The sequence below is a fragment of the Protofrankia sp. Cr2 genome (genome assembly GCF_963555885.1).
Classification (GTDB): Bacteria; Actinomycetota; Actinomycetes; order Frankiales; family Frankiaceae; genus Protofrankia.
This window is the reverse complement of sequence record NZ_CAUVXG010000060.1, coordinates 1,691-21,198: the sequence shown is the minus strand read 5'-3', so window position 1 is coordinate 21,198 and position 19,508 is coordinate 1,691. Positions and strand designations below refer to the sequence as shown.

Genomic DNA, 19,508 nt, shown 5'->3' with positions numbered 1-19,508 from the left:
TTCGGCGCGGGGTTCGGATGAGCGGTGGCGTGCGCATGGCCACCTTGACGTGGCTAACACCGTTAGCTAACGTCTTGCTAACGTCGTTAGCCACACCCCTATTGCTGGTCGCTCTAAGGAGTCCCGCCGTGTCCGAGGCGTCCAAGGCCCACTACCGCAAGCCCGGATGGTTCACCCAGCACATCGCCAACAAGCTGGTCATGCGCCTTACCCGGGCCGGGGTCAGCATCTGGGGCAGTCGCATCCTGGAGGTGCGGGGACGAACCAGCGGGCAGCCTCGTCAGGTGCCCGTCAACGTGCTCACCCATGACGACAGGCAGTATCTGGTCTCAGCACGCGGCGAGGGCCAGTGGGTGCGCAATCTACGCGCCGCCGACGGCCGGCTCGACCTCCTCATCGGACGCCGCCGGGAACCCCGCAGCGCACACGAGGTCGCCGATGTGACCAAGGCGCCTATTCTGCGTGCGTATCTTCGCCGCTGGAAGGCTGAGGTGGGAGTGTTCTTCGATGGTGTCAGCGCGGACTCGTCCGATGAAGAAATCGCCCAAATCGCCCATAAGCATCCCGTGTTCGTCCTCGACCCGGTCTCATGACCCGACCCGCGCCCACCCGGCGGCGGACTTTTACCCCGCGCGCCATCGAGATCATTTCGGCCGGCCGGCGACTGCTCGAAGCCGAAGGTCCGGACGCCCTGACCATGCGCCGCCTCGCCGCCGAGCTCGGCATCCAGGCGCCGTCGATCTACAAGCACTTACCCGGCAAGCATGCGCTTGAGCTGGCTCTGCTCGAGGATGCGCTGACCGAGATCGGCCAGGACCTGCATGAGGCGGTGCGTCACGGCACAGCGCACAGAGTTATCCCGGCGATTCTTGCCGCCTACCGCGAATACAGCCTTGCCCACCCGAACCTGTACCGGCTGGCCACCGGCTCCCGCCTGCCCCGCGCCACGATGACGCCGGGCCTGGAGGAGTGGGCCGGCGAACCGTTCTTCCTCGCGACCGGCGACCCCCACCTGGCACAGGCGCTATGGTCGTTTGCTCACGGTATGGTCATCCTCGAGCTCGACCAGCGCTATCCTGACGGCTCCGGCCTGCGCCGGACCTGGGACGCGGGCGCCGACGCCTTCGCGTCAGCGTGCCGACAGTAGGACGGCAGCAGGACGGCTTTTTTATCGGCGCACTGGCACCGCCCGGTCTGGCACTCGCACTACCAGCATAAACTCGTTCTGTTTCGTCCGGGGTTCGCGGCCCAAGCTGGTTCTTGCATCGTGCATCGAGGCCGCAGGAGGGCGATCGAAATGGCAGTCACAAGAAGCAGGGATACGCCGCTTCCCTGCATACCCGGCACGGGTAGACCGAGGAGACGACGGTGAGCACCTGGGTGGCGATCACGGGCTTCCTGACCGGGCTCGTTGTCCTGGCCGCAACCGGCCGCAGCGTGCTCGGGACCGCGGTCGCGCCCCGCGGGCGGCCGTCGCGACTCGTATTCGCAACGGTGCCGGTCCTGCTCCGGATCTCACGACAGATCAACCGGGCTGTCCCGAGCCGGCGGATTCATCGCTTGGTGATCAGAATGATCGGCCCGGTGGCGGTTTTGTTCCCGCCGCTGATATGGGGAGCGGGCACGGTTGTCGGGACGGCGCTGCTGGCGGCGTCGGTCGGGGCAGCCCCCCCTGACGTTCGTGCGATGGAATACGTGCTGGGCCAGCTCGATGATCCGAAATGGACCGGCCACGGTTTCCCGCTGGTGGTGTACGGCTGCTTCATTTTGATCTTCATCGGGTTGACGACCCGGATCACGGCGCTCACGTCCGCCTACCAGCGGCGTGAACAGTTCGTCTGGGCGCTGGCCAGCGAAGCACGGTCGTGCCTCGATGCCGAGGACGTCATCGTTGCCCACATGCGTGGCGGAACCCCGGATTCCCTGGATCGCATGATGATCACCTGGCAGCTCTGGATCGCCGATCTCCGGTTCAGTCACACGAGCTATCCCGAGCTGCTCACATTGCCGTCGTCGCCCGATTTGTCCTGGCTGGACGCGACTCTGGTCGTCATGGATGTGGCGGCACTCATAGATGCCCTCTCACCGGGGACCGAACCGCCACCGACACGCCCACTGCTCGCCGCGGGCTGTGCCTTCGTCCAGGAGATGGCCAGAGAACTGCAGGTCAGCGCGGTCCGGACGACGCTGAGTCTGCATGGACGGGAGGAGCGGTCCTTCTGGACGAGTATCGCCAGACTGACCGATGCCGGAATCCATGCCGAACGGGACTACCGGACGGCCCGATCCACCTTCCAACGATGGCGGTCGCGGTACGCGCCGTACACGGCCGCGCTGTCAGACCTCATGTGCCTGCAGGACGGACCGCCGGTGGGCGAACTGATGCCCGAGGCGCCCTTCGAGACACTCATCAACACCCTTGACGCGTCCGCGGAAAAGATGTCGCCGATTTTCTCACCATTGTCACAATAACAGGAGCCTGGAATCACCGGAGGCTGGTTGCCGGTGCCGATCTCGACTGTCCCATGCCCGCGGGCTGCCATCTGCGCCCGCGGGCTGCCGCCTGCGCCCGCGCAAGCCACTCGCATGGCTCGGCCGACCACGACGGCGGGATAGCCGACTTCCAGGTAGTGGCAGTACCCGCATGACAGCGGTGGCGAGTACCAGGCAACTGATACCCGTCTACGAGGGTCGTCGGTGCCAGGTATTCGCGATGCCAGCGCCAACACGGTCTGGATGAATTGTTGCATTGGTCACACTCTATTGCTTGCACGGAACCCAGCAAGGTGTGATCATCGCGAAGGGAAGACCCGCCAGCCATGACAGGGATGCCAGCGCAGGACGGATACCGGTATGGTTGCATCGAGTCCCACGACACCGGAACGATCATGGGCGACGAGATCGAGCTCGCCACGACCGTGCGCCGGTGGCCGGAGCGCGGCCGGCCGCGCCTCGCCGGCGTCCGGCGTACCCACCTCGAACACCGCGCGGCCGTTGTCGGCCGGACCCGCGCCGAGATCGCCAGCACCGTGGTCGCCTCACTAAACAGGAACGCCGCGGTGAGTCCCGGTACGGCACGGCAGCGGATGCATTCCCTCGAGGCTGTCAGCGAATACCTCGTGGAACAGGTCGCCATCGTGCTGGGCTGGTCAACGGACAGCGTGAACACACAGCGTCCGGTAACGAGCATCGGGCTCGACTCGCTGCTCGCGACCGAGTTGCACACCCGCATCGAACAGGACCTCGGCATCAAGATATCGGTGACCAAGTTACTGCAGGAAGTAACGCTCGAACAGTTCGCGAGGGAGATGTGGGCGCGCCTCGCACGAACATATCCGACCTTTAACAAGATGAACGTCCCGCATCCCACCGTCCTGAGTAGTCATCACAGCAGGGCTGCCTGACCGACGGCTCGCCAGAAGCGAACTTGGTGCCAGTAGAACTCGGGAGTACCCGCGAGACCCGCACGTTGCCGCACATCCGCCGACCCCTCCCGCGCGCGATGGCCCAGCGAGAAGAGCCGGCAGCCCTGCTTTAGGGGTCCACAAGCATCCTACCTGCGCATACACTCGATCGCTGGGGCCGCTACGTGTCACGACTCGACGCCTTCAACCGCGACTAACGCAAAAGGGGCGCCACAACAAGGTGCGGACTATACTGACCGGTCACCACTTACAGTGTAAATATCGACTGGTCGACAGTGAGGTGTCACGTGACGGATAACGAGCATCGCCGTCGCGAGCTGGGTGCGTTCCTACGCAGCCGCCGAGAGCGTATCGACCCCGAGACGGTGGGCTTGCCCACGGGGCGACGAAGACGAACCTCCGGGCTCAGACGAGAGGAAGTCGCGGTTCTTGCGGGCCTGAGTCCGACCTGGTACACATACCTTGAGCAGGGTCGGGACATTCACCCATCGCACGAGGTTCTGGATAGCCTCGTCCGCATGCTGCAGCTAAACGACGACGAACGCAGCTACATTTACATGCTCGCTTACGGTCAACGACCAGTCAAAGACAATCCGTTACGCGAGGCCAACACGGAGGCATTCCTCTGGCAGATCGCCGATGCGTACCAGCCCAACCCCGTCTACGTCGCGAACCAGGTTGCCGACGTACTGGCCTGGAACGACGCAGCTACCGAGTGGTACACCGACTTCGCCAAGCTGCCGGACGAGCATCGCAACACCGTGTGGTGGACGCTCATGGAACCAGACGCACGCGAACGTCTGGTGATGTGGGAAGACGAAGTCAAGGACGTCATCGGCCGCCTGCGTGCCGTCTCGGCGGTCAGGCCCGGAGACCGACGGCTGGGCCGACTGATCGCCGATCTCATGAAGGAAAGCCCGGAGATGCGGCGATGGTGGTCCGACCACGAGATACGCAGTCAGGCGCCGCGGGTCCGGTGGTTGCGGCATCCGCAGCTCGGGGTTCGGGCGATGAACCTCGTGGTCGCGTATCCGGCTGGTATGGACGGGATCGGAATCGCCTTCCATCTTCCCGTCCCGGACGACGAGGATGCGTAGGCCGCGGCCGGCAGGACGCGTCACGACCTCGGCGAAGGACGCACCGACCGGCGGATCGTGTCGGAGGGCCACATAAAAGCTAATCACACCATGACGCATCCCGATCTGTCACACTGCGACCTATGCCGGACACGGTGGGAGGTGGCGTAGGCCAGTCACCCGATAGCAACCGCGGCTCCTCATTCCCGAACTGCGCCGTCAGGGCTTCGCCTTCGACCGGCCATCGCCGCCTGCCGCACCCGCGGCGCTCCCGGCTCCAGCACAGGCAAACGGGGTGCGTGATGGGTGTACAGGTATATTCCGCGAAGACGTCGGTTCCTCAGGGTAGTAGTCTCGATCTCCATCTCAATGCGGACTCGGTAACCGGAACCGACGCGACCGTGGTGGTCACCGAGTTCGTCAGCGGCAACGAAATGGCACGGTTCACCGTGCATGTCGACGCACATCCAACCCCTGGCGACCCCGCGACCGACCGGGGCTGGCCCGTCGGGTTCACCCTCGATGTTCCGCAGTCCTGGCCGAGCGGCCTGTACGCCGTCGATCTCACCCCGGGAACGCCGGGCCAGAGCCGTGCCTTCTTCGTGGTGCGCTCGGCCGAACCTGGTGTCCACGCCGACATACTGGTGTCGATTCCGTTCCCGACCTTTCATGCCTATGCCTGGTGCGGCACAGCTGGCGCCTCGCCGTACTGGACCGAGCAACCCGACCGTGGTCGGCGAGTAAGCCTGCACCGGCCGAGTTCGAGCGGCCCGGGCTGGGAGGTCTCGATCCTGCAGTGGCTCGCCACCAGCGGGTTCGCCGTGGACTACTGCTCCGGCTTCGACCTGCACGACGGCCCGCACCTGCTGCGCGCCTACCAGGTGCTCGTCTGCGTCGGGCACGACGAATACTGGACGGCCGAAATGCGCGACACCGCCGAGCAGTTCCTGGCCGCCGGCGGCAACATCGCATTCCTCACCGGCAACACCTGCTGGTGGCAGTTCCGGCTTGAGGACGATGGGCGCACCTTCGTCTGTCACCGCGATGCCGCTGAAGACCCGCTCACCGGGATTGACAACGCCCGCGTCACCGTCGAGTGGTCCAGTTCGCCGGTCAACCGCCCGGAGAACGCTCTCACCGGTACCAGCTTCCGCCGTGGCGCGGGTTGCTGGGGCGACATGAGCGTGATGGACAGCACCGCCTGGACGGTCAGATTCGCCGATCACTGGGCCTTCGAGGGCACCGGACTGGCTGACGGTGACACCTTCGGGATCGGGACGGTCGGCTATGAGACCGACGCCGCCGACGTGGTCGTGGAGGATGGTGTCCCCCGTGTCACCGGCCGGGATGGCACCCCCACGACCTTCGTCGTCCTCGCCACGGCTGACCTGTCCGACTGGCGCCGGCTGGGGCAGGGTGGTGCCGCAACCATGGGCGTGTTCCGGGCATCCGGCGGCGGCACAGTGTTCAACGTCGCCACGACCGGATGGGGTGGCGGGCTCGGTAGCTCCCCGGATCCGACAGTCGACCGGATCACCCGTAATGTCCTCACCCGGCTGAGCGACCCGTGGCCGGCCGCGAACTGGGAACGGATCGGTCGCGCGAGCACGGTGACCGCACTCGTCGCCTGCGAGAACACCGTGTTCGCCGCCGCCGGGAACATTCTGTGGGCCCGGGACCCGGTCGGTCAGAACCTCGTCTGGACCCGGATCGGGCACGCGGGCCGTGTCCGCGCGTTGGCCGGCCCACGCGAGGCCACCGGCGCCCAACCGGTCTGCCTGTACGCCGTGACCACGGACGACCAGCTGTGGCAGCGCGAGCCCGTCCGCCGCGACGCCCGCTGGGTCCCGATCGGGACCGCACCGAGGGTGGTCGCGCTCGCGGCGTGCTTCGAGGGGTTGTTCGGCGCGACCGCCGACGGCGATCTCGTCCACCTCCGCTTCGACCGGATCGGCCAGGACCAGGTCTGGACGCGGGTGGGTCCCGCCGACAACGTCATCGCCATGACCAGTACCAGCGGCCGGCTCTACTGCGTCACCCGGGATCAGACCCTCTGGATGCGGCTTCCGGTCCTGCACGACATCGCCTGGACGGCGATCGGACGTATCCCGGCACCCGCCACCGGGTTGGCCGGCCATGCCGGAAAATTGATCATCAGTACCATCTGCAATCGGCTGTGGTGGCGCGACGCCGTCCGTTGACGCTCGGGCACCGTTGAGCCGGGACGGCTCCTGTTGCAGCTCCTATTTCGGTGTAGCGCGTCTCAATATCTGCCACCGGCCTCAACCTGGCACTGCCAGTGCCAGGTTCACCACGCCTGGCACCACGGGTCCATGCGTCATGTAGACACAGTTCAGGAATACCAGCACATACGCGGTCTGTTTCTCCCGGGTCCAGACGAAGAGACTGTTACCAGACACCAGGAACAGAAGCGGACGATGCACCGGGCGCAATTTTCAGATCAGCTGCCATGTGCATCCTTCAGTATTCGCGAGCGACCATTTCGACCTGCCGGCCGGCCGGCACAGGAAACTGAACGGGAGAAAGACATGAGCACTGCAACTGTGGCGCCGTACCAAACCGGGACCGCTGGTTCGCCGTCCATAACGACACAGCGCCGCACGGCTGCCGCGCCGTCACCTATTACCCGCATCCTGCTTACGCCCGGAACCGGACTGCTGCGGCGGCCGGTGTCGCTCGCGAGGGTCGGGCTACTAATGACCGCCGGCGCACTACCAGTGCTGTCGATCCCGCTCTACGTCTTCAACCTGCTCCCCATCAGCGCATCAGCCCGCTTCCTGGTACTGCCACTCGCCATCATCGTCATTGCGATGGCACTACACCGGTCGCTGGAGGCACGATGGGCGGTCCGGGGATTCACCGCCGGACTGATCGCCGTCACCGCCTATGATGCCCTGCGAATGCCGATGGTGTTCACCAAGATCTGGCCGGACTTCATCCCGCGACTCGGTGGTTGGATCATCGGGGATGTACCCACGAATATTCCGGTCGGCTATGCCTGGCGCTACATCGGTGACGGCGGTGGCATCGGAATGGCCTTCTTCGTGCTGTGCGGCGCAGTAGGTCTGTGGCGGTTCCCGGCGCTCGCCCGGCGTCCGATCCAGCTGGGCGTCGGTTACGGCATCTTCGTCTGGTCAGGCCTGGTCGCCACCATCGCCCTGTCGAGCCGTGGTACGGAACTGCTCTTCCCGCTCAGCTGGCAGTCCCTTGGTCTGTCCCTCACCGGACATCTGATTTACGGCTCCGTCCTTGGTATCTACCTGCGGCGGGCCCTGGCAACCGAGCGTCGCCTCGCGCTGGCAGCCTGACCACCAACCCTGTTTCTACCGGCCGCGCGGGCGGTCCGACTCCTGGAACAGAGGACTCCATGCATACGACAATCGTGATCTTACGGATCATTTTCACCGGCGTGCTGTCGACCTATGCCCTCCTCACCATCGGCTACCTGGCAACGCAGATTCGCTTCGCCCACCGGACATATCGGCGGCTGCGAGCCGTCCCGGGAAACTTCGGACCCGCCGCCGCACTACCCAGCGTCGATGTGATCATTCCATGCTTCAACGAACAACCGGAGGTGCTCGCATCCTGTTTGCGCTCCGTGGCGAACCAGGACTACAAAGGCCTTCTCACGGTGTACGTCGTCGACGACGGCTCACGGAACCGCCAGCAACTCCAGGCCGTTTACGATGAATTCGGTCGCGACCGACGATTTGTGATTCTTCCGTTGACAGCCAACGCGGGAAAGCGGAAGGCCCAGGTAGCCGCCATCCGTCAATCGGTCGGCGACCTTGTCGTGGCAATCGACTCCGACACGACCATCGAACCCGACGTCGTAGGCAAACTGGCGGCGGCGATGGCCGACCCCGGGGTGGGTGCGGCGATGGGCCACATGGTGGCGAGCAACAGTCGGGCGACCTGGCTCACCCGACTGGTCAACATGGAGTACTGGATCGCCTGCAACCAGGAACGGGCCGCTCAGTCCGTCTTCGGAGCGGTGATGTGCTGCTGCGGACCGTGCGCGGTCTACCGGCGCTCCGCGCTCACCGCCGTCCTCGACGACTACGAGACCCAGATGTTTCGTGGGCGACCGAGTGACTTCGGAGAGGATCGCCACCTGACGATTCTCATACTGCGGTCGGGCCTGCGCACCGTCTATGTCCCGGACGCGACGGCCGCGACCGTCGTCCCCGAGCGGATTCGCCCCTACCTGCGCCAACAGCTCCGGTGGGCCCGCAGTACCTATCGGGACACCCTCCTTGCCATCAGGATCCTTCCCCGCCTGCACCGCTATCTGACCCTTGACGTCATCGGGCAGAATCTGGCGTCGTTGTTGCTCTTCCTGTCAATGATCACAGGACTCGCTCTTGTCGCTGTGTCCGCGGCTCCACCGCCGTGGTGGTCGGTCGCCACGATAGCAGGGATCTCGTTACTGCACTGCACCTATGGCGCCTGGCGCGCCAGAAACTTGGCGTTCTTCGGGTTTGCCTTCCACGAATTCATCAACATCGGCCTGCTCCTTCCCCTGAAGCTCTATGCACTCTGCACCCTGGGCAACACGACCTGGGGTTCACGCACTCTTCCTGCGACGCAGCACACGAGCGCAACGCAGCACACGAGCGCAACGCAGCACGTCATTACGACGACCGGGTTCCCGGCGCACGCCGATTCCCGGGGAACGCATGAGAAGGTTGTACCACTATGAAACCAGCAATTGCTGTCGAAGGTCTGGTGAAGCGTTACGGTGACGCGCACGCGCTGGACGGACTGAATCTGGAGGTCCAGCCAGGAACCGTCCTCGGCCTGCTCGGTCCGAACGGCGCAGGTAAGACCACGACCGTCCGGGTACTGACCACCTTGCTGAAGCCAGACGGCGGACGCGCGTGGGTGGGTGGTTTCGACGTGGTCCGGCAACCGTATGACGTGCGGCGCTGCATCGGAGTTTCCGGTCAGGAGACAGCAGTGGAACCCCTGCTGACCGGATGGGAGAATCTGGAGCTCTTCGGCCGGCTGCACAAGCTGGGCCGGCGGGGAGCACGTCGACGCGCCCAGGAGCTGCTTGAGTAGTTCGACCTCACCGCGGCGGCCAGCCGACTGGCAAAGACCTACTCGGGCGGCATGCGGCGCAGGCTGGACCTCGCCATCAGTCTGATCACACAGCCGGCCGTCCTGTTCCTGGACGAACCGACGACTGGCCTGGACGTAGCTACACTGAATTCGTGATCGGTGGCCTGTTGGCGCAGACCGTTGCGTTCGCTGCAGCGTCCACCTCCGGTGCGGTCGCCCTGGAACTCGAAGAAAATACGATCGATCGCCTCCGTACGCTACCGGTGGCACGCTCCACCGTCCTCGCCGGATTCACTAATGCCGGCCTGATCAAGACCTTCATAACCGTACTGGTGACGCTTTCATGTGGGTTCGCGGTCGGCTGGCGTGCCCACAACGGTATCAGCGGTATACGAAAGTTCATGCGGGCAACCAATCGGTGAGGTCGTCGACCTCACGTCGCTCATCCCGGCAATCGTGAACACCCGCATCGAGACAAGGGGGGTCCCATGCGAATTCCGAGCATGGACCCCCGGCGTGACGGCCCCATCGCCTCCGTGGAGGACGGCCGTCTCATCTACTCCCTCGAATACGAAAAGGACTCCTTCGGTCGGTTCGACCAACACCTAGCGTGTTGTCGCCGGGTGGATGCCGGCGAGCCGGCGGGCAGCGGTGACTGCCTGATCGCCGAACCGTTCGTAGTAACGGGAAAGCAACGTCAGGTCCACGGCGCTCTGAATCCCGTGTGGCCACGCCGGATCGGTCAGGGTGGCCAACAGCCGCCGGTGGATCTGGTCGATCTGGTCGTCGGCGTCCTCCACCTGCCGAGCAGCCTCCCGATCATCGTTACGGATCGCGGCGGCGAGCCGGTCGGCCAGGTCGCCGCACAGCCGGCCGAGATGGATGACGGTGGGACGCAGCGGCGCCGGGACCACCGGAGCGGGCCTGCGAAGATCGGCAGTGGCCGCGATATGATCGGCAAGCTCGCCCATCCGCTCCACCGCGGTTGCTATCCGCAGGCAGGCGACCACAAGATGTAGGTCTCCGGCCACCGGATTCTGGCAGGCCAGCAGCACCACGAGCTCGTCGTCCAGTTTCCGGCTGCGGACACGCAGGCTCTGCAGGGCAGCGTGGACAGCAGCAGTGTCAGCCAGGCCGGCGTCGGGGCCGGCCACAGCGGCGGTGGCGGCTGTGACGATCCGACTCGCCTCACCGGCGAGCTCGCCGAGTGCCACTCGGACCCGATCCAACTCGGCGGCGTATTCAAACCGGTGCGGCCCCGGAACATCCATAATCCGATGAACCTCCATAGTCCGATAGTGCCCCCATCCCAGCGAGCCTGCCCGTCGGGAGCACGTGCCAGGTGGACATCATGCATCCTTTGCCGATTTTTGCATACCCTTCGTCAGCTGATGCCGTTGGTCAGCTGATACTCCTCATCCGCCGATACTCCTCATCAGCTACCGACGCTGCTCGGACCGGGCGCCGGGCGTGCCCTGGGTGCGCTGGGTGCCAGCGGAGAGTTCCTGACCCGGAAGACCCGCGCCACATTCTGCGGCAGCCACCAGTTCCAGCGCCCGAAGAGTGCCATCGCGCTCGGAACGAGCAATGCCCGGATGATGGTCACATCGATTATGATCGCCGCGCCCAACCCGAACCCGAACTGCTGCAGACCGACGATCGACCCGGCGACGAAACCCATGAAAGCGGCGAACATGACCAGGCCGGCCGCAGTCACAATACGCCCGGTCTTGGCCAGCCCGAGCGCCACCGCGGTCTCGTTGTCCCGGCCGGCGTCCCACTCCTCGCGCATGCGGCTCACGAGGAAAACCTCGTAGTCCATGGACAGACCAAACACCATCGCGAAAATGAAGACCGGGATCCAGCCCTCGATCTGGTCGAAGGAAATGAGCCCGAGCGCGTCACCCGCACCCCACTTGAAGAAGACCACGAGCAGACCATAGGCGGCAGTGATCGAAAGCAGGTTCAGGATGATTGCTTTCAGCGGGAGGACGATCGAACGGAATGCCCGTAGCAGCAGGAAGTACGTGAGGACGAGCACCCCGAGCACGAGCCAGGGGAAGGCGCTGTAGGTAAGGTGCAGGAAGTCGACACCGCTCGGCGGGCCGCCGCCAGCATAGACGTCGACCCCGGTGGGGAACCCGGCCGCCGGGACGATGTCCTGGCGCAGGCGCTTGGCGAAGTCGAGCGACGCGGGCGTCCCGTACTCGCTCTTCCCGATCACCTGTAGCTGCAGGTAGCGCCGGGACGGGTCGACGAACTGCGTGCTGGCAGGGTCGAAGATGACCGCAGCGACCTGCGGGTCGGCACGAAGACTGTCCTGAAGCCGTGTCAGCCCGGCCTGCAACCGGGCGTCATCGGCCGCGCCTGGCCGGTGGGAGTCGATGACGACCGCTGTCGGCGCCAGGGCGCCCGCGCCGACCGCATCGGAAAGGATGTCAAGGCCCTGGACGCTCTCGAGATTGCGCGGGATGCCCTTGTTCGAACCCGGTCCGAGCTCGAGGGCCACCGCAGGTAGCGCTATGGCAACCAGCAGTGCCGTGGTGCCAGCCGCGATGGCCGCCGGGTGGCGCATGATCGCCCGTGCGAGGCGTGCCCAGAAATTCTCCTCCGCCTCCCGGCGCTCGGTGATGAAGCGCGGCAGGAGCCGTACCCGATCAAGCTTCGCGGCCAGGAAGTAGAGCAGGACGGGTAGCAGCGTCAGTGCACAGGCAACCGAAATGATCGGGATGAACAGACCCCCGATGCCGAAACCACGCATGAACGGCAGCGGCATGGCCAGCATCAGCGCGAGACCGATGGCGACCGCCGTGCCGCTGAACACGACCGCGCGGCCGGCTGTCTGCATCGTGGCGACGATCGCATCCTGCGTCGCCTTGCCGCTGTGGATCTCCTCCCGGTAGCGGTAGATGATGAGCAGCGAATAGTCGACGGCTATACCCAGGCCGATCAGCGTGACCAAGTTCTGGAGATACGTCGACAGTTCCATGTAGTGCGCGAAAATCCAGATGATCGCAAGAGTCGTCGGGATCGCGGCCGCAGCGAATATCAAAGGTAGGAGAAAAGCCAACGTCCCGAAGACGAACGCGAGGATGACGAGCGCGATCGGAATGGCGATGTAGAGTTCGCCGACCTTGAGATCGTGCTTGAACACAGGATCGAGGTCATGCTCGATCGCAGCCTGGCCGGTGACGTAAGCCTGAGCGCCCGGTACCGTGCCGACCGCTGCCCGCATCCTGTCGGTATAGCCTTTCGCGTCGGCCGGCTCGAGATTCGACACGATGCGGGCGTTGACGATGGAGTCGGACACCGGTTGAACCGATGCGACATCCCCACTGGGAAGAACGCCGGCCGCCCTGTGCGCCGCCTGATCGACCGCGGGCAGGAGCTGCGGGGCAGACCCCGGCGCGCCGCGCACGACAATCATGAAGGAACCGGTACTCTTCTGGTCGAAATGGTCCTCGAGAATGCGCTCCGCCCGCTGCGTGTCGGTACCCGGCAGCGAGAAGCGATTCGTCAGAAGGCGGCTCAACCCGGACGCGGCCGCGCTCGACACGACGAAGACAACCACCCAGACCGCCACGACGGCCCACCGATAACGGATCATCGCGCGCGTCCAGCGTTCCATGATGGTCACATACCCGCCGGAGCGTCTGATTATCCGACGGATGCACGGAAACTTACGTCGAACGTGAACGGGCGAACGTGAACGGTCGGGTTTGAACGGTCGGGTTTGAACGCCGGAGATATCAGAGGTAATATGAGCAACGAACAGCTGCCCCCCGCCAATTTCTACGCAACCCTTCCCCGGGTGCTTGCCGCGGCCGGGGCGCTTTTTCGCGATCCGGCCGGCCGGGTCCTGCTCGTTCAACCTGCCTACCGCACCGACACCTGGCTCCTCCCCGGTGGCGCCATGGACCCAGGCGAGTACCCGTGGGAGACGGCACGCCGCGAAGTCCGGGAGGAAATCGGGCTGGAGCTGCAGCCGGGGCGGCTGCTCGGCGTCGACTGGGTCCCCGCCCGAGACGACGGACGGCCACCGCTGATCCACTTCATCTTCGACGGCGGAGTACTCACCGAAACCGATGCTGAACGCAGCATGCACCTGCAGCCGGATGAACTGACCGCCTGGCGGCTGTGTACGCCCACTGAGTGCGACTCGCTCCTCCTCCCAAGGGTGGCCCGGCGCATCCATGCCTGCGTGGCTGCACTGCGCACCGGGCAGACCGCGTACCTGCAGCACGGTTGGTCGCGCCGGGCAACATCCGGCTGACGGCCCACGATGCAGACCGCCGCGCGCATCCGGCAGAGCATCAGGACGATGACCTACGCGACCCATGACCGGCGGTCCGTCCATACTGGGCACTTCCGTATTGTTCATTCGTGGTCACAAGAAGTTACAGAATGTAATGACATGTCATGAGATGTTGCCGTGGTTCCGTCGATCAGCAAGCAACGTCGATCAGTGAGAAGCGTCGATCAGTGAGAAGCGGAGAGAAGCATGGAACTGCGGCAGTCGTCCCAGCATCGAGCGTCCCAGCATCGAGGCTTATCAAGGCTAGCCGTCGTGGGGATCGGCCTGCTTGGCCTGTTGAGCCTGGCGGCGTGCGGCAGCACCGGCTCAGGTCGGAAGGTCAGCGCTCCGGCCAGCGGATCAGCCGGTGCTCCATCCAGTACCCCGGCCAGTACCCCGGCCGACAAACCGGTCGACGCGCCGGCCAGCGCGCCGGCGGCCTCCGCGACGCCGATCCTGCACGCGCGCGACTACGTACTTACCCAAGGCCCTGAAACGGCCGGCTTCATCCTTAACACATCCCCCGACAAACAGTCGAATCCGCAAATATCGGAGAAGAAGCTCGCGGCCTGCCTCGGTGTACCGCTCGCCGACGTCCAAGACCGCGCAACCGACTCGGCGGAGGGTCCCTACCTCTCGAGCGCCGACAGACTGACCATCGTCGGCTCGGAGGCGGAGATCGCGCCAGCGGCCGATGTGACCCGCGATGCGGCCACCTTCACCCGCGCCCAGACACCCGGATGCTTTGGCCAGCTCTTCTTCCCATCCTTCCAGGAAGAGCTAGCGGGCAGCGGCGAGCGTGCCACGCTCAACTCGTCACGTTCACTGCCCCCGCCCGCCGGTGCCACGAACGCCCTGCGCATGGTCATGACCTTGACCACCGGCAAGACACACGTCCCCCTCACGCTCGACCTCATCTTCATCATGTCCGGCCGCGTCGAGAGCTCCGTTATGGTCATCCAGGTGAACGGAGTGCCAGACGCCACGCTCGAGCAGAACCTCACCCGTCAAGTCGCAGGGAAGGTCGCCCGGCAATCGGGACTGACCGCCGCGTAAGCGACCGCGTAAGCGACCGCGTAAGCCGTTCCGCGCCAACGGTCACCCGAACCCCACGCCGGCTGGTTACCCCAACCCCGCGCCCGAACCCCACGCCGGCAGTCGCCCGAACGATGTGACTTTCGTGCTGCTCCCATAGCAGCAGATTCACATCCTTCGGTCGACGGGCCAGTCGACAGGCCAGCGGTTATCCACAGCTGACGTCAGCGTGACGACTCCGGGCGTGCGTGCTGTCACCGTTCATGGTTGTGACGTCCACCGCAGGTCCGCACGACGGCGGATGGGAGAAGATCGCCCGGGATCGCAACGGTGTGATGGCGGTGCGGGACGCGATCGCGGGCGGCCTTAGCCCCGCGGAACTGCGGTGGCGGGTCAGCACAGGTCGATGGCAACGGCCGCTGCGGGGAGTCGTCGTCACCCACTCCGGGCCGTTGACCCGTCTCCAATGGCTCTGGTGCGCGCTGGAACGGGCCGGGCCGGGAGCCGTCCTTGCCGGATCCACGGCGGCCACGCTCGACGGTCTGCGGGGGTTCGACGCGGCGACCGTGTTCGTCACGGTGCCGGCAGACCGGCAGCTCACCGGGCATCAGGGGATCGTGGTGCACCGCAGCAGCCAACTCAGCTCAGCCGACGTCCATCCGGTCCGCATTCCCCCGCGGACCCGGCTCGCCCGCTCGGTCGTCGACATGGCAGGCTGGGCAGCTCGGGACGACGATGCGAGGGCCGCGCTCGCAGCCTCCGTACAGCAACGGCTGATCAGCGTCGAGGAACTGCGGGCTGTGCTGGACCGGCGCGGGCGAGCGCGGCGTCGCCGCCTGATCGTCGACACGTTGGCAGATCTTGATGTTGGCGCTGAGTCGGTGGCGGAGATGCTGTACCGCCGAATCGAGCGTCGCCACGGCCTACCGCCCGCCCGGCGCCAGCACATGGTCGACCTGAACGGTCGTCGCTACCTGGACGTCTGGTACGAGCCATGGCGGGTCTGGGTGGAGATCGACGGGGCCGCACACCGGGAGGCCCGGCAATGGTGGGATGACCTGGCCCGCCAGAATCTCGGGGTGCTCCAGGACCGTCTGATCCTGCGTTTCCCGACGCGGCTGCTGCGCGAGCATCCTGAGCGCGTCGCCGCCCAGGTCGCGCAGGCGCTCCGCCAACGTGGCTGGGATGGCCGCCGCTGACCGGGCACCAGCAGCGGCTCAACGATGTGAATCCAGTGCTGCTGTTGTAGCAGTGGTTTCACATCCTTCTCGGCGTGAGCGCTTCTCGGCGTGAGCTCGTGTCGGCGTGAGCTCGTGTCGGCGTGAGCTCGTGTCGGCGTGAGCTCGTGTCGGCGTGAGCTCGTGTCGGTGTGAGCGCCCGAGGTGTGGACGGCGGACCAGTGCCCCGTTGACATGAAGTTCAGTTGAGGTTGCAGGCTGGCGCCATGTCCTCCACCGATATCGAACGGCCCTTCACCGACGTCGAACGCTCCTACCTCGCCAGCCAGCGGCTCGGCCGGCTCGCCACGGTCGCGCCCGACGGCTCACCGCAGAACAGCCCGGTGGGCTTCCGCTACAACGAAGTCGCCGGCACCATCGACATCCACGGCTACAACCTGGGTGCCAGCCGCAAGTTCCGGAACGTCGCCGCAATCGGAGTCGTATCCCTGGTCGTCGACGACATCGCCTCCGTCGACCCGTGGCGGGTCCGCGGCCTGGAGATCCGCGGCAAGGCAGCGGCGGTGAACGACGAGGACCCGCCCGCGGCCCACCTGAGTCGCGAAGTCATCCGCATCCATCCGCGACGCATCATCAGCTGGGGCCTCGACCCGGACGCTCCGGGAATGTCGGCCCGGGACGCCAGCAGCGGCTCAACGATGTGAATCCAGTGCTGCTGTAGTAGCAGCAAATTCACATCCTTACTGCATGATCCGCTCTCCTGACGCGGTCTGGGAGGTCCGCACGGTCTGGGATGTCTGGTCGGTCTGGTCGGTCTGGTCGGTCTGGTCGGTCTGGTCGGTCTGGTCGGTCCACGCGGTCTGGGCGACAGCCGGCGGCGGTGGTTAGATCACGGTGGACCGACGGCTGCGACCCACCGTGGTGTCGCCGCGCCATACGGGGACCGGGGAGCGTGTCATGACGACGAACAGCGACGAGACCACATGGCGGTTCGACGGATTGCGGGCGTTGTTCATCAACTGCACGCTCAAGCGCTCACCCGAACTCAGCCATACCGGGGGTCTGATCGATCGCAGCGCCGCCCTGATGGGTGAGCGCGGCGTCGAGGTCACGGTGCTCCGCGCGATTGATCACGATATCGCGACCGGGGTGTGGCCGGACATGACCGAGCACGGTTGGCCGAGTGACGAATGGCCGACCATCTACCAGCAGGTTCTGGCGGCCGACATCCTGGTGCTGGCCGGGTCGATCTGGCTCGGCGACAACAGCTCCGTGATGAAGAAAATGATCGAACGGCTGTACGCCTGCTCGCATCTGCTCAATGAAGCGGGCCAGTACGCCTATTACGGCCGGGTTGCCGGCTGCCTGATCACCGGAAACGAGGACGGCGTGAAGCACTGCGCCATGAACGTCCTCTATAGCTTGCAGCACCTCGGGTACACCATCCCGCCGCAGGCCGATGCGGGATGGATCGGTGAGGCTGGGCCAGGGCCATCCTATCTCGATCCGGGCTCAGGCGGACCGCAGAACGACTTCACCAACCGCAACACCGCCTTCATGACCTGGAACCTGCTACACCTGGCGAAGATGCTCAAGGACGCGGGTGGCATCCCCACGCACGGCAACCAACGCTCGGCCTGGGACGCCGGCTGTCGGGACGACTACCCCAACCCCGACTACCGCTGACCTGACTACCCCAACCCCGACTACCGCTGACCTGACCACCACTGACCCGACCACCACTGACCCGACCACCGCCGGCCCGGGTCCGCAGCGGCATGCAGCGGCCCGGATCGACCGGCGCTGCTCACCCGCATGCGTCGGCAGATCGGAAAGTACGACCTGTACGGCCATTTCGCACTGTTCTATTGTCGGTTAGCGTCGACGATGACGATGACGATCGATCAACGGAGGCGACTACAAAGCCTGTTGACCTCCAGCGGCCGGAGCCACGTGCCTTCCGCGAGGGACGCGAGGGAGCAGATGCAGCATGCCCACCAGCGACACTATCAAAGCCGCTTGGATCACCGGCCTCTTGGGTGTGGCTGGCACGATCGCAGGGGCGGTCCTCACTAACGGGTACGGGCTGTTCCCCTCCCCGCGCCCCACGCCGACGTTCCCGACACCGCCGCCGACCCAGGCAGCATTCGCGGCATCACCTCCCACCGAACCCGCTACCTCTTCGAGATACACGACGCGACCTCCGACCGAACCCGCTACCTCTTCGAGAATCACGGCACCACCTCCCAACGCGGCTGCTGTCCCAGCGAGCTATCAAGGCACGTGGACAGGCGTGGTCACGCAGTCAAACAACGTCTCCTACCAGCTCACGTTGAAAATCGGTGCCGGCAGTGTGGGCACCGGGGTCGGTTCGTGGCAGATACCGATTTTCGGCTGTTCGGGGGTGTTGGTTCTGGAGTCCGGCGGCGGACCGTTGGTAGTGCGACAAAATACGACATTCAACCCGAATCTTCAGTGCTTCAGCCAGGTCGAGGGCACTGTGACACTGCAGGGAAGCTCCGGGCTCACCTACCAGATCCTCGGCGCCACAACGACGAACGGACAATTCATCAAAGGTAATCCGGTTTTGGGCTCGGGTACTCTGACCCGACTGTAGGGCCTGGGCACCCGACTGTAGGGCGTAGGCTGCGGATGATATTGCGCGCCACGGCGGTGGCGATTCGGGTGGGATCGGCACACCGGAATGCTGGAATACCGGAATGCCGGGGTGATGGCTATGATTTGCCTGCCTGTCCGCAGCAGGAGGTATGCGTGAGCGATGAAGCCAGTGCCAATGCCGGCGCCGATGTCGAGGCCGGCGCCCGCGCCAATGCCGAGGCCGGCGCCGATGTCGACGCGGGGACGGAACGTCCGCCGAGGGTGTTCATCTCCTACGCGCACGCTGGCGGGGCGCAGGGGTCCGCGGGACACGACGAGTCCGTGCGGGAGCTCTACTGGTTTCTGCGCATGCGTGGGATCGACGCGACGTGCGACCTGCCCGCGTCCCAGCGGCGGCAGGACTGGACCCTGTGGATGGAGCGGGAGATCCGCGCGGCCGACTTCATCCTGGTGATCGCCTCACCCGTGTATCGACGGCGGGCCGACGGGGATGCCGCCGCCGACGACGGTCGTGGGGTGCAGTGGGAGGCCGGCCTGGTCCGCGAGGTCATCTACCGCGACCAGCGTGCGGGTTTGCTCCGCGTCCTGCCGGTCGTGCTCCCGGATGCGACCGCCGATGACATCCCGCTGTTCCTCCGGCCCTATTCGACCACCCACTACCGGGTGGATGAGATCTCCGATGCCGGGCTTGAGGCGCTCCTGCGGGTCCTGCTCGGTCAGCCGCTGGAGATCGAACCTGCGCTGGGGAATCCCCCGCTGCTGCCTGCACGTCCCGGCCCGGGGGCACTTCAGGCGG

18 protein-coding genes and 1 pseudogene are annotated in these 19,508 nt (G+C 65.5%); 17 read left to right on the top strand and 2 right to left on the bottom strand.

All coding sequences use genetic code 11. The features are described from left to right. The first annotated feature begins 128 nt into the window (after positions 1-128). From U9978_RS20385 to U9978_RS20340, 10 genes and pseudogenes are all read left to right on the top strand, one after another. Positions 129-593: a nitroreductase family deazaflavin-dependent oxidoreductase gene (locus tag U9978_RS20385; RefSeq protein ID WP_322762745.1), complete on the top strand. Its 465-nt coding sequence runs from the start codon at positions 129-131 to the stop codon at positions 591-593. Further along, positions 590-1,147 (top strand): TetR/AcrR family transcriptional regulator, encoded by a 558-nt coding sequence (locus U9978_RS20380; protein WP_322762744.1) that lies wholly within the window; start codon positions 590-592, stop codon positions 1,145-1,147. The genes U9978_RS20385 and U9978_RS20380 overlap by 4 nt, the downstream gene beginning before the upstream one ends. 221 nt (positions 1,148-1,368) lie before the next feature. Beyond that, positions 1,369-2,472: a hypothetical protein gene (locus U9978_RS20375; protein WP_322762743.1), complete on the top strand. Its 1,104-nt coding sequence runs from the start codon at positions 1,369-1,371 to the stop codon at positions 2,470-2,472. 347 nt (positions 2,473-2,819) lie between these two features. Then, positions 2,820-3,404 carry an acyl carrier protein gene (locus tag U9978_RS20370; RefSeq protein WP_322762742.1) on the top strand — a complete coding sequence of 195 codons (585 nt, stop codon included), beginning with the start codon at positions 2,820-2,822 and terminating at the stop codon, positions 3,402-3,404. A gap of 296 nt (positions 3,405-3,700) precedes the next feature. Continuing rightward, positions 3,701-4,522, top strand: coding sequence for a helix-turn-helix transcriptional regulator (locus U9978_RS20365; RefSeq protein ID WP_322762741.1), 822 nt, complete (start codon positions 3,701-3,703; stop codon positions 4,520-4,522). Between the two features lie 281 nt (positions 4,523-4,803). Then, complete coding sequence (locus U9978_RS20360; RefSeq protein WP_322762740.1) at positions 4,804-6,702, top strand: N,N-dimethylformamidase beta subunit family domain-containing protein; 1,899 nt, start codon at positions 4,804-4,806, stop codon at positions 6,700-6,702. Positions 6,703-7,050: 348 nt separating this feature from the next. Beyond that, positions 7,051-7,830 carry a hypothetical protein gene (locus U9978_RS20355; RefSeq protein ID WP_322762739.1) on the top strand — a complete coding sequence of 260 codons (780 nt, stop codon included), beginning with the start codon at positions 7,051-7,053 and terminating at the stop codon, positions 7,828-7,830. A gap of 59 nt (positions 7,831-7,889) precedes the next feature. Then, positions 7,890-9,224, top strand: a complete 1,335-nt coding sequence (gene nodC / locus U9978_RS20350) for a chitooligosaccharide synthase NodC (RefSeq protein WP_322762738.1) — start codon at positions 7,890-7,892, stop codon at positions 9,222-9,224. Further along, a pseudogene (locus U9978_RS20345) lies at positions 9,221-9,721 on the top strand (ATP-binding cassette domain-containing protein); the annotation flags it as partial. The gene nodC and the pseudogene U9978_RS20345, both read left to right, overlap by 4 nt. A gap of 32 nt (positions 9,722-9,753) precedes the next feature. Then, positions 9,754-10,008, top strand: coding sequence for a hypothetical protein (locus U9978_RS20340; protein ID WP_322762737.1), 255 nt, complete (start codon positions 9,754-9,756; stop codon positions 10,006-10,008). Between the two features lie 183 nt (positions 10,009-10,191). Here the strand turns inward: U9978_RS20340 and U9978_RS20335 are convergent, their stop codons facing one another. Together U9978_RS20335 and U9978_RS20330 are read right to left on the bottom strand one after the other, a co-directional pair. After that, positions 10,192-10,857, bottom strand: a complete 666-nt coding sequence (locus U9978_RS20335) for a phosphate signaling complex PhoU family protein (RefSeq protein WP_322762736.1) — start codon at positions 10,855-10,857, stop codon at positions 10,192-10,194. A gap of 164 nt (positions 10,858-11,021) precedes the next feature. Beyond that, complete coding sequence (locus U9978_RS20330) at positions 11,022-13,214, bottom strand: MMPL family transporter (RefSeq protein WP_322762735.1); 2,193 nt, start codon at positions 13,212-13,214, stop codon at positions 11,022-11,024. A 132-nt stretch (positions 13,215-13,346) separates the two neighbouring features. Between U9978_RS20330 and U9978_RS20325 the strand changes: the two genes are divergently transcribed. The 7 genes from U9978_RS20325 to U9978_RS20295 form a co-directional block, all read left to right on the top strand. Next, positions 13,347-13,859 carry an NUDIX hydrolase gene (locus U9978_RS20325; RefSeq protein ID WP_322762734.1) on the top strand — a complete coding sequence of 171 codons (513 nt, stop codon included), beginning with the start codon at positions 13,347-13,349 and terminating at the stop codon, positions 13,857-13,859. A 294-nt stretch (positions 13,860-14,153) separates the two neighbouring features. Then, positions 14,154-14,936 carry a hypothetical protein gene (locus U9978_RS20320; protein ID WP_322762733.1) on the top strand — a complete coding sequence of 261 codons (783 nt, stop codon included), beginning with the start codon at positions 14,154-14,156 and terminating at the stop codon, positions 14,934-14,936. A 242-nt stretch (positions 14,937-15,178) separates the two neighbouring features. Continuing rightward, positions 15,179-16,114, top strand: coding sequence for a hypothetical protein (locus tag U9978_RS20315; protein WP_322762732.1), 936 nt, complete (start codon positions 15,179-15,181; stop codon positions 16,112-16,114). A 245-nt stretch (positions 16,115-16,359) separates the two neighbouring features. Then, positions 16,360-16,797: a PPOX class F420-dependent oxidoreductase gene (locus tag U9978_RS20310; protein WP_322762731.1), complete on the top strand. Its 438-nt coding sequence runs from the start codon at positions 16,360-16,362 to the stop codon at positions 16,795-16,797. Between the two features lie 253 nt (positions 16,798-17,050). Beyond that, complete coding sequence (locus U9978_RS20305; protein ID WP_322749949.1) at positions 17,051-17,779, top strand: flavodoxin family protein; 729 nt, start codon at positions 17,051-17,053, stop codon at positions 17,777-17,779. 607 nt (positions 17,780-18,386) lie between these two features. Then, the gene (locus U9978_RS20300; protein WP_322762730.1) at positions 18,387-18,710 is read left to right on the top strand and encodes a hypothetical protein; all 324 of its coding nucleotides are present in this window, start codon (positions 18,387-18,389) and stop codon (positions 18,708-18,710) included. Positions 18,711-18,865: 155 nt separating this feature from the next. Beyond that, on the top strand, positions 18,866-19,508 hold a 643-nt coding region (locus U9978_RS20295; RefSeq protein ID WP_322762729.1), incomplete at its 3' end, for a toll/interleukin-1 receptor domain-containing protein.